The 12,075-nt window shown below is 55.6% G+C and carries 3 protein-coding genes and 5 pseudogenes; 3 read left to right on the plus strand and 5 right to left on the minus strand.

What is annotated here, in order from left to right; translation table 11 throughout:
* Nucleotides 1-993: pseudogene (locus tag MKK60_RS06910) on the plus strand (transposase); the annotation flags it as partial.
* Between the two features lie 50 nt (nt 994-1,043).
* Here MKK60_RS06910 and MKK60_RS06915 read toward each other — a convergent pair.
* Nucleotides 1,044-2,009: an IS481 family transposase gene (locus MKK60_RS06915; RefSeq protein WP_243984649.1), complete on the minus strand. Its 966-nt coding sequence runs from the start codon at nt 2,007-2,009 to the stop codon at nt 1,044-1,046.
* 36 nt (nt 2,010-2,045) lie between these two features.
* Between MKK60_RS06915 and MKK60_RS28655 the strand changes: the two are divergent.
* Nucleotides 2,046-3,194: pseudogene (locus MKK60_RS28655) on the plus strand (transposase).
* A 1,297-nt stretch (nt 3,195-4,491) separates the two neighbouring features.
* Nucleotides 4,492-8,394, plus strand: a complete 3,903-nt coding sequence (locus MKK60_RS06925) for a glycosyltransferase (protein WP_243984653.1) — start codon at nt 4,492-4,494, stop codon at nt 8,392-8,394.
* A 314-nt stretch (nt 8,395-8,708) separates the two neighbouring features.
* On the opposite strand, the pseudogene MKK60_RS06930 reads toward MKK60_RS06925, so the two are convergent.
* From MKK60_RS06930 to MKK60_RS06945, 4 genes and pseudogenes are all read right to left on the minus strand, one after another.
* Nucleotides 8,709-9,651: pseudogene (locus MKK60_RS06930) on the minus strand (IS630 family transposase).
* A gap of 148 nt (nt 9,652-9,799) precedes the next feature.
* Nucleotides 9,800-10,510 (minus strand): annotated as a pseudogene (locus tag MKK60_RS06935) (IS5 family transposase).
* A gap of 82 nt (nt 10,511-10,592) precedes the next feature.
* Nucleotides 10,593-11,548 (minus strand): annotated as a pseudogene (locus MKK60_RS06940) (IS630 family transposase).
* Between the two features lie 84 nt (nt 11,549-11,632).
* The coding region (locus MKK60_RS06945) for an integrase core domain-containing protein (RefSeq protein ID WP_243984656.1) at nt 11,633-12,075 on the minus strand (443 nt) is incomplete at its 5' end.

Below are 12,075 nucleotides of genomic sequence, written 5' to 3' on the forward strand. Positions count from 1 at the left end.
TCGTGGCCCTGTCGGACCTGTTCGTGCAGGTGCTGCGCCTGTGCCGTGCGGCTGGTCTGGTCCAGTTCGCCCACGTGGCGGTGGACGGGACCAAGGTGAAGGCCAACGCCTCCCGCCACAAGGCGATGAGCTACGGACGCACGAAGACGGCCGAGCCGGCGCTGGCCGTCGAAGTGACGCCTGGCTGGAGCAAGCGCGCGAGGCGGACGCGGCCGAGGATGCGGTGCAGGGCGCGAACCACGGGGTGACGAGACGCCGGACTGGAGGGCCGACAAGGTGCGGCGGCTGGAGACGATCTGCCCTACCAAGGCTGCGCTGGAAGCGGAAGCGATCGATCCGCCCGACCCCGAGGACGAGAGGGGGCCGGGTGCATCGTCGGGCATGCGCTGGCAGGGTCGGCCCCTACGTGCCGAGGACGGTGGGCCACCGGACCGGGCGCAGCGCAACTTCACCGACCCGGACAGCCGCATCCTGCCGACCCGCGACGGGTCCGTGCAGGGCTACAATGGGCAGATCGCCGTCGATGCCGCGCATCAGATCATCGTGGCGCACCGCCTTGTGACGAACGCCGCCGACACCCGCGCCTTCGTGCCGCTCATCGACGACATCCGCGCTCATTTCGGGCGCAAGCCGGGCGAGGTCTCGGGCGATGCAGGCTTTGCCAACGAGGCGAACCTAGCAGCGCTGAAGCAGCGGCGGATCACCGCACATCTCGCTCCATGGCGGGCGCGCTACGGAGAGGCGGATGCGGCCGGTCGTCGAAAGCTGACGAAGACGCCCCTGATGCGTGCGATGGCCGCGCGGCTGAAGCGGGCTGGCCGCCGGAGCCGCTACCGCCTCAGGAAGCAGGTCGTCGAGCCGGTGTTCGGGCAGATCAAGCAGGCCCGGGACCTCCGACAGTTCCTGCTACGCGAGCTCGATCAGATCCGCGGCGAATGGGCGATGATCTGCACCGCCTACAACCTCCTCAAACTGGCCAAGGCCGCGCACTGAGCCCAAGCCGACACACCCGTCTGCACAGATTTCGAAGCTCATTCCCCGTCCTAGCTGTGCAGTCCCGAGGTGAGATGGATTGGATCGTATCTGAAGCGGTCTGGATTGTCTGCCCAGGCCCGGCAGGTCGCTTCATACGGAGTGAGGCCGCGTAGGGTCTTGAGCCGCCGAGCGAAGTTGTAGGCATCCGGGAAGGCGGCGAGGTGTTCCCGCAGCTGATCGTGGGTGTCGTAATGGTAGCGCTTGACCGTCGCCTCCTTGAGGGTCCGGTTCATGCGCTCGACCTGGCCATTGGTCCACGGGTGGTTTGGCTTGGTGAGCCGATGCTCGATGTCGTGTGCCCGGCAGATCTGGTCGAAGCGGTTGACGCGGTACAGGGCGGTCGGGCCGCGACGGTTCTTGGGCAGCTCGGCGAACTGGATGCCGTTGTCGGTCAGGATGATGTGCAGGCGGTAAGGACAGGCCTCGATGAGTGCCTCCAGGAAGGCGCAGGCCACGGGTCGATCAGCGCGTTCGTGCAGCTGGGCAAAGGCGTATTTGGACGTCCTGTCGATGGCCGCCCAGAGGTACAGCTTGCCTTCGCCGGTGCGAACCTCCGCGATGTCGATGTGGAAGAAGCCGATCGGGTAGGCCTTGAACGCTTGCTTGCCAGGCTTGTCGCCGCCGACCTCGGGTAACCGGCTGATCCCATGGCGTTGCAGGCAGCGATGCAGCGACGAGCGGGTCAGGTGCGGGATGGTGGCCTGCAGCGCGTAGAGGCAGTCGTCGAGCGGCAAGAGGGTGTGCCGGCGGAAGGCGACGATCACCGCCTCTTCCTCGGTCGTGAGCACGGTAGAGTGCGGTGTCTTCGGTCCCATCGCCGCGTCATGAAGGAAGGCTCGCTTACGCCACTTCGCGACTGTCTTGGGGTTCAGTCCGTGCTGGGCGGCAAGATCTTTGAGCGGAGCTTGCGATCGCTGTAGCGCTGCTCTGACCGCGTGCGTAGTCGTGGCGCAGCCGTGAGGAACCTGTCCCATAACGCCTCCCGGAATGCAGCGACCTCAGCGAAACTGATGCCACCACACCTCGGGACTGCACAGCTAAAAGCGTTACTCGGACGAGCTCGTAGCAAACGTTTTGCAAACGAACAAATCGCCTTCGCCCTGCGTCAGGCGAAGAACAGCACCTCAGTGCATGAGGTTTGCCGGAAGATGGACGTTTTTGAAACAACCTTCTACCGCTGGATGAAGCAGTTCGTCGGCATGGGCGTACCAAGTATATGTTGATTCAAGCGGCTGCATTACGAAAACTGCAAACCGTTATGGGCAGTTCGCTGACCTGAAGCTGGACCACTTGATGATGCAGGAGGTACCCATACAATAGTGACGACTTTCGTCGTTTCTAATCAAGTTACCGGTCACTTGCACCTCGCATACAATATCCGCGAACGTCGGACCTTCCAGGCCACCGGCTCCGGCCGATCGTCCCAGCGTGATAGGAGGCGAGCTGTCCCGCAAATCGCTCCACGGACGCTGTTGAAAGATTTGGCAGTCGCACGGGTCCGCAACGGCAATCGACGGCTCCAAACCTGCTGCAACGGGAGGCTGAAAAGCAAACCACATGCACATCTACAGGAACAATTCTTGACCACATGAAGTCTAACCGGAGCTAGCCACCAAAGCGCGAGCGAGCTTGGCACTATCAGCCGAGACGACATACGGTCGATAAATCGACGGGGCCTTGGCTCTGGACGTAATATGGGACCGCAACTTCGACCGACGCCCACTCCAGGTCCTGACCTTCTTCGATTGCCACATGCGAGAGCCGCTCTCATTCACACCAAGAGCTGACTTCCGCGACTACAGAGCGACGGAACGTTCCAAGCCGTGGTTAAGCTGCAGCGACGGGCCAACCGCTCCCGGGTCAACAATGGCCCAGAGTTCGCCGATCGCATGCTCGACCAGTTGGCCTACCTAGACGAGGTTGAGATCGAGTTCGTACGGGCTGGCAAGCCGAACGACACCGGCTAGAATCGGGTCGTTCAACGGTTGCCTACGACTGGAATGCCTAAACGCCTCACTGTTTTTAAATTCCCTCTAACACCCGCGAGCGCATCGACGAATGGAGGTGCTTCAACAACGAGCCCACCCCAAACGGCCTTGGGCGGGTTGACGCCTCGAGCCTTCTCCAATCAAGGTGTCCCTGCCGGAGAGTTTGCATAGGCCAAGGACCAGTAACAGGTTCGACGGGAGGGCAACCGTGAGCTGTCACCACTTTTGGACCATCTCCAGGGAGGTCGACCAATGGCCTGGTAGGACTGCGAGTCTCGAGTAAATGGTTTGTTGGGTAGTGTGAATACAAAGATATATGCTTATGAAAGTCCTATGCTGGTTAACTCGCTGCACCGTTAAGTACTGCAAATTTTTGACGCATTTAGATGCCTTACCGCGTCATTTACCTCGTGACCGCCATCCTCTTTTGCATTTATCCTTAAATCTCGATCAAAAAGAACCTACGAGGGATTTGAACAACCATAAAACCTGCCCTTAAATTTCCTTGGTGACGAAATTATGCAAGCGTCGATTAAACAGCACACGCTTGGGTCCCCGATTTCGCTTACGGCCAATCCTCATGGGAAACTCGCATATGGGTACGATCTCTCGAACTTTCCCAACCAAGCCGCCCAACCTATGCTTTACAAGCATTTCTGTCTAATATTAGGTAATTCGCCGCTCTCATGTATTTTTTAGGATTCAATGCCCATGTTTAACTAACAGCGTTTAATACTCGAAGAACTTTTGGTTATAAGATTTTGTTATAAACATTGAGAACCGCTTGCTCGCCAACTCATATAATATAACCTCGAGTCTCGCCTCCGTATTCTATACGCACTCAATTAAGACTCTACACACATGGCTGGGGGTTGCAATGAGGATATGCAATTGTCGTTCTATAGCCGATTGTTCATGAATCAACACTTACAGTTATATTTACCTTTTCATTGCTTTTGGAGTAACTAACGAAAATTGCCGGATAATTCATATGCCGGGCGTTCGAATTTCTATTTGAAGCATATCTTGTGAGAGGTTACGGCGGTATCGCTAAAAATTACCCTTCGACTTAACATTTAAATGTAAAGTTGCCTGATGGCATGCTTCGTATATTTTCGTCATAATTGTCGCGAACTCAATAGGTTTATAGCGATATCAAACCTCCTCGCCACGTAGGGGATTGACTTAGTTCTTGTAGATTGTTCTACGTCTGCCTAAAATTTTCTTGCTGCCCTCTTACTCGGTATCTGGTTTCGAACTGTAATGTAAGTTCTAACGCCTATTCGGTCCCGACGATAAATAGGTACTAATTCATGCTATATAACCTGGTGCAAAATGTTTACGAATAATTCTCGTAACTCAATAAAATTTTCCAATTCGATGGCTTATACTGCCTATGCGTAAGAGCTATCTGTGACAATGATCAATAGCTAAAACAATCACCCTCACTCAGAAGGTTATCTAAACTGTGCAGTTTGATTTAATTGCAAAATTACGCAAAAACAATTTGAAAAAAAGACAGTTGATTCGCGATAAAAAAATCGTTTCTGAATCTAACTTCTTTGACCGCAACTGGTATCTGGATCAATACCCAGAAATAAAATTATTCTCCGGCACGCCTTTAGATCATTTTATGGAGTATGGCGTAGCGGAAGGACGCGCAGCAGGGCCTCACTTCGATACCTTTGCATATACGAATGCAAATCCAGACGTATTAGAGGCCGGCCAAAACCCTCTCGTGCATTACATACAAAATGGCGAAAAAGAAGGTCGCAGATTCCGGGCCTTGGATCCAAATAAATCTAATCAAAACATAAATAATTCTGGCATACCGAAAACTTTTAGCATAATCGTAAACGACTCGCTGAATCCGCATTTGCGATTGACAATTGATAGTTTAATTTCGCAAACTGGAATATTTTGCGAAATACTATTGCCGGAAACTTGCGACATTGATTCATTCGACAGGGCGATGAATTCGAATAAGCGAAGGTTTTCGGATATCAAACTTATCAAGCATATGAACGGCACTCAATTCGCTCGCGAAGCTATCATAAAGTCAACTTTTGACGTAATAATATTTTTAGACGCTGGGGATGCCCTGGCAGAATTTTCTCTATATAAAATTTCAAATCTATTCAATAGCACATGCTCAGATATCATCTATACAGATGAGACGCAGTCTTTACGCGACGGCTCGAATTTCTCGATGTATTTAAAACCTTCGTGGTCGCCGGAGATGCTAAGCTCCTTCAATTATTTTGGCCATTGTACCGCAATTCGTCGAGAATTAGCAGCGGACGTCGTGCTTTCGAAGACCTTTGAAATCGGCGACATAAGTACGAATTCCTGGGAATGGAACCTTTGTCTGCAAGCTAGTAGTCGCGCGTCGACTATAACGAGACTTCCAGAGTCGCTTTGTCACCGAATTCGGACTGACAGCGAAGATATACGATTGCATGATACATCAATCGATGAAGGCCGTAATGTTTTGAAACAATACTGGTCGCGTCGTGGACACATCGCGTCAGTTTCTCGAGTTCCCGACGGCACATTTTTCTCAACCTGGGAGCCTCAGAATAATCCGCTGGTCTCGATTATTATACCAAACAAAAATCATGCTGATCTGCTACGCATGTGTATCGAAGGACTATTTGGCAATACGAGTTACAGGAACTTTGAAATTATTATTGTCGACAACGAATCTACTGACGAGGAAACTATTACGCTATACAATTCGTTGATTGCAAAATCCGTCCGGATCATCCCCTTCAACGAAACGTTTAATTACTCAAGGGCATGTAATCTTGGCGCTAAGCATGCACGCGGCGAGATGCTTCTATTCTTAAATAATGACATCCAAATAGTTCAGGGCGACTGGCTTAAGCGCCTTGTCTGCCAAGCTTGCGAGCCTGGGGTTGGTGTCGTGGGTGCAAAATTGCTTTATCCCGATGGTGACGTTCAGCATGCGGGCGTTGCGCTAGGTTTATTTACCCTTGCTGCCCATGTTTTCCATCGCACACCTCCGGATCGCTGGGGTTTGTTCTGTTCATCTAGCACTCAACGTAATTGGTCAGCGGTCACTGGGGCCTGTCAAATCGTAAGGCGCTCAATCTTTGACCTCGTTTGTGGATATGATGAGGGCTTTAGTATTTCGTATAGTGACGTGGTTCTCTGTCTAGACATCGCGAGAATGGGTTTTCGATGTGTCTACTTGCCATCGGCGGTTTTAGTGCATCACGAAGGTGCCTCTCGTGGAACTATGAATCCTCAAACCGACCAAATTTTGTTCGCTAAGCGTCTTCGAAGCCTTGGTATCGCTTACGACCCATTTTTTCATCCACAACTCGACGTAGAAAGCTTTGACCCCAAGGTATCTGATAACTTCACTGATAACAATCAACTAAAAATGCAAGAGGACATTCAATTTTTTTGTGGCTCTACGTCAGACGTCGTTGATCCCTATGATTTTGGTGCTGTGGCCGCCGCAGCAAAATTACCTTGGGATGTTATCGCTTGGCCATTTCATCCCATCCAAATGCAACCTGGTTTGCTAAGCGCTACGCGAATCATACTAGAATTTATTTGCCGCCGTCGCGATCTGCGAAAATTGTTCCCGACAGCAATTCGCGATGGTGCGCAAGGTGGTTTAGCTCACTGGATAAAAACAAAGGGGCTGTACCTATTAGGTCTGGGCGACGAATACGCATCATGGATTGACGTCGCTTTCGATTCAAACAACGGCGCTAAATCATTGCAAATTTTGATGAATGATTTAGATTTCAGGCAAGAAAACCCCCTCTTTCTTCTTCCTCAAGGGCGCGCTGCAAGCTGCGCACGGCTGTTCAACGCATGGATGGACGGAGACACCACGCTTGAAGACGTATGGTGGTTCCTGATAACTACAGCAGAGTCACCGCAGACCGCGTTAAGTCAGACGTGGGCTTGCACGCCCTCCTGGCAAACGGCTGTTGCGGATGGTGGTACAGTTTTTGGTATAATGTGCCTACTGGAGTGGGTGGATGATAATTATGGTCTTCAGGACCACGAAGTTTTTACTCAGGACTACCCATGTTTTATGAGTGACGCAGCACAAGTTCGTCTAGCATATTTTGCTCGATCGGATTGGCAGGATCAATTTCCGTTAGCAATGTTGGAAGAGGCGAACGCACGTGCGCTTCTCGCTTATTTAACGAAACGCGCTTCCGGGCTTTCTTTTCTAGCCCGCGGCTGGGTTGAAGCCCGACAGCGTGGGACTCTTGCCATCGACATTGTCCGGCGCGGTATCAATATCCTGGGGCACTTCGCGTATCCGTCAGGCCTTCGCATCTCAACGGAAAGTCTTGTAGAGGGCCTGCGCGAAAATAATATCGTTGTAAGTGCTCGAGATGTGCCTGTCTCGATCTCGACCGACGATCCATTAGGCTTCCGTTTCCAAGGCCACGAAATTTACGATACAACATTGATCCATGTTCAACCTGAGCCGCTTTTTGACGTGGTATTTGAGCGCGCTGGACTTCGTGCTAGGTCTAATAAAACCTATCGGATAGGTTACTGGTACTGGGAGTTTGATGAAATACCCGCATCCTGGAATCGTGCCGCTTTACAGTGTGACGAGATCTGGGCTGCGACACATTTTATCGCTAACGGGTTACGCAGACGCTATCGGCAACCTATCTTTGTTATGCCTCCAGGCATCGAAATGCCGGATTTCCAACAGAAACCCCGGTCATATTTCAATATTCCTAGCGATGAGTTTGTCTTTACATTCGTATTCCATATGACAAGCGTAATGGACCGAAAGAACCCTCTTGGGCTGATTAAGGCTTTTCATCATGCCTTTTCAACAAACGATAGAGTCCGCCTCGTTATCAAGACCTCTTTCGGGGATAGATATCCGGATTCGCTCGCCGCGCTGGTCGCTGCGACCAGTGATACTCGAGTCAATATCATCGATGCTGTGTTTACGCGTGATGAAACATTGAGTCTCATCAACTGTAGCGATGCGTACATTTCTTTGCATCGAAGTGAAGGTCTTGGATTAACTTTGGCCGAAGCAATGTTGCTAGAAAAACCTGTTATCGCAACGCGATACTCGGGAAATGTTGACTTCATGACAGACAAAAATAGCTTACTCGTTGACTATCGACTGGTCCAATTAGATCGTGACATTGAACCCTATAAAGCCGGTCTCCAATGGGCAGAGCCTTCGGTTGAACATGCTGCCGCCCTAATGCGGAAATTGTTCTCCAATCCCGATATCGCCCTGAAGATTGGTAGACAAGCAAAAAGGGATATAGAACACAGTCTCAATTATCGTCTTACGGGTCGGTTGATTGCTGATAGGCTTGCAGCCATTGAATTGCTGTAGCCTATAGACTCCAATTACCTCGTTATAATTCCTCGTCAAATAGCATTTCCTTGTTTACTGGCCTAGGTCTTATATAAGTATTCGGATTTACAAAGTCAGTTTGGCGGTCGTGTCTATGTTCCCTTTCAAGCGAAGCAGACGCCGATGGCCGAATTTCGGCGAACTGACGAGTAGTCTGGGAAGATTGCTCCGCATCTACCGACAGACACCGGGCCTGCCCCGTTCGGTGTTTCAGGTTCGATGTTTGTGCATTGTCGGTCATGTTGATCGGCCCTCACGAGGTGGTCCAAGGGTGAAGTTAGAGCGTTTTTCATTTAATCTGGCTCGTATCCTGCTGCAGCGAAGAAGTTGGCGGCGTCGGTTGGGCTGATGGCATCGACGAGGCGGCCGATGGCCGACCAAAGCCCCTCGACGGTGCGCTCGGCGGCTTCGCGCAGCAGTGCCTTGAGCTTCGAGAAGGCCATCTCGATCGGGTTGAAGTCGGGCGAGTAGGACGGGAGGTAGAGCAGACGCGCACCGGCCGTTTCGATCGCCGCCTGCACGGCGGGTCCTTTGTGGCTGGGTAGGTTGTCCATCGCGAGGATGTCGCCGGGGATCAACTCTGGCACCAGGATGCGCTGGACATAGGCCTGGAAGGCGTCGCGGTTGACCGAGCCGTCGAGCACGAAGGACGTGGCGATCCCGGACAGGCGCAGGCCGGCCACGAACGTCGTCGTCTTCCAATGGCCGTGCGGGATCGGGAAGCGCAGCCGCTCACCGCGGGGACAGCGTCCGCGTAGGCGGGCCATGTTGGTCGAGGTCCAAGTCTGGTCGATGAACACGAGACGAGCCGGATCGAGCTTGGGCTGGGCCTCGAACTACGACTCGCGCGCCGCCTTCACATCGGGGCGGTCCTGCTCGGTCGCGTGGGCTGTCTTTTTTTATACGTCAGGTCGCGCGCGTCGAGGAAGCGCCACAGCGTTCCCAAGCCGACCTTGAGATTAGGCTCGGCCAGCAGTCGCGCGCGCATCTCCTCCAGGGTCAGGTCGTCTTGGCTCTCGATCAGGCCGCGCAGGAAGGACTCGTGCGGGTCGAGCTTCGAAGTGCGCGGACGCCCCTGCGGGCAGGCGGCCACACTCCCCGTGGCAGCGACGGCGGCCACCCAGCGGATGGCGGTGGCGATGCCGACCTCGAAGCGGGCAGCCGCCTGACGGCGCGAACTAGCACAGCAGCATCGACCACCCGCTCACGCAGATCCTGGCTGTAGGGACGTCCCATGCTTCGCTCCTCTCTCGGAGCGACCAGTGAATCAGCCGAGCAGCACCGCGTGAACCCCGCCACCCTGACTCGGCGCAAACGGAAAACGCTCTAGCGTCCGGACTCATAACCAGTAGCTGACGGTCGCGGCGAGGCAGACGGCGGCGAGTTAGTTGACCGCCGAGCGGTCGTAGCGCGTAGCGATGCGGCGGAAATCTTTCAGGCGACCGAACATCCGCTCGATGGCGTTGCGTCGTCGATAAAGCACGGGCGAGAAGTACGGCTTCCAGCGTTGGTTGACCTTGGGCGGGATGTTGGACGCGGCTCCGGTCGCCTCGATCTGCCGGCGGTTGGCATCGCTGTCGTAGCCCTTGTCGGCCAGCACGATGCGGCAAATAGGTAGGCGTTCGAGCAGCAGCGCGCCGGCCTTGCAGTCGGCGACCTGCCCACCGGTCAGCAGGAAGGCGAGCGGGCGGCAGGCGCGATCGGTCAGGGCGTGGATCTTGGTCGTGCGCCCGCCGCGCGAGCGGCCGATGGCCTAACTTTGCTCCCCCTTTACCCCCGGCGGCGCAGCGGTGAGCCTTCACGGCGGCGGAGTCGATCAGCACCTGCGAGGGCGGCCCGCCGGCCTGGGCCAGGGTCTCGAACAGCCCGACCCAGACCCCCTTTGCCGCCCAGCGCACGAAGCGGTTGTAGAGCGTCTTCTTCGGCCCGTAGACGTCCCGCGACGGCAGCCGTCCAGCGCCCGCCGGACTTCAACACGTGGATGATCCCGCTGATCACGCGCCGGTCGTCCACGCGCTCCTTGCCCCGGGGTGTCTGTGGGCAGGTGCGGTGCGATCCGCGCAAACTGCTCGTCCGTCAGCCAGAACTGATCCATCGGCCCCTCCCGTGGAAGCCGTGAATCACACCTACGCCGTCCGCGCCACCGTTATGGGTCCGGACGCTAGAGCTGTTGCCGTTCAGGTTGGGTCATAAGCGTCGTATCCTGCGGCTGTGATGTAGTTTCGGCATTCGTTCGGACTGAAGGCGGCGAAGGCGTTTGCGATGGCCTGCCAGAGGTCGGGGACGGTGCGCGCGGCGGCTGTGCGCAGAAGGGCTTTGAGCTTGGCGAAGGCTTGTTCGATCGGGTTGAAGTCGGGCGAGTAGGCGGGGAGGTAGAGTAGGCGCGCGCCAACCGCCTCGATGGCCTCGCGCACGCCGGCTACCTTGTGGACGTTTAGGTTGTCGAGGACGACGGTGTCGCCGCGTCTCAGCACCGGGACGAGGATGTCGGTGACGTAGGCTCGGAAGCGCTCGCCGTTGGTGGCGCCATCGAACAGGGTGGTGGCGAGGAGGCCGCTGGTACGAAGGGCGGCGGTGACGGTGGTGGTCTTGTAGTGACCCTGGGGCACGAGGAGCCGGCAGCGCTCGCCACGTGGAGACCGACCCTAGCGCCGGGCCATGTTGGTGGCCGCAGCGGTCTCGTCGATGAACACCACGGCGTCGGGATCGAGGTCGAGTTGCCCTGCAAACCACGCCTCCCGTGCGGCTTTCACGTCCGCTCGTTCCTGCTCAGTGGCGTAGACAGCCCCCTTTTACGGGTGACCCGATGCCGGGCGAAGAACCGCCACAGCCCGCTGACGCTCGTCCGGACGCCCCGCTCGGCCAGGGTGTCGCGTAACTCCCGCAGGAACGCCTGCGGATGCTCTTGGTAGGCCTGAAGGATAAGCTCGGCATGCGCCTCGATGGCGGGTGCGGGCCGCTCACCACAAGCCGGCAGGGGCGCGATCTCGCCCTCCTCCTGGAAACGCTCGTGCCAGCGGATCGCGCTGGACGCACCGACACCAAAGCGCTTGGCTGCCTGTCGGCGCGACGACCCCGCTTCGATCGCCGCGATCACCCGCTCGCGAAGATCCACGGATAAGGCTGACGGCATCCCGATCTCCTCGGAAAGCCCGACATCGAATCAGATCCGAAACCCGCCCGCTACCCCCTTGATTCAATCCAACCGGACGTGGCTCTATTGCACGGTGGGCCGCTCCGCCACGTGTAGTTTGGCCGGCGGAGCTGGTCGGGCGAGCGCAGCCGGCCAAGCGGAGAAGGCTGGCACGAACACCTCCGGGGCCGGCGGCCGGTATCCCAGAGAGGCATGCGGGCGCGCGCCGTTGTAGTGACGTCGCCAGCTTTCGATGACGACCTGCGCTTCCCTGAGTGTGTATAAGATCTCGTCATTCAGAAGTTCGTCGCGAAGCTGTTCGTTGAAGCTTTCGACGTAGCCATTCTCCCATGGCGAGCCTGGCGTAATGTAGGCCGTCTTTGCTACGACGCCGGTGATCCAAGCTTGTACGGCCTTCGCAACGAACTCCGGTCCGTTATCCGAACGGATATGGCCAGGCACGCCACGCAGGATGAACAAGTCCGAGAGCACATCGATGACGTCGATCGCTTTCAGCTTGCGGGCGA

It is taken from the genome of Methylobacterium sp. J-092, from assembly GCF_022829325.1.
GTDB lineage: Bacteria > Pseudomonadota > Alphaproteobacteria > Rhizobiales > Beijerinckiaceae > Methylobacterium.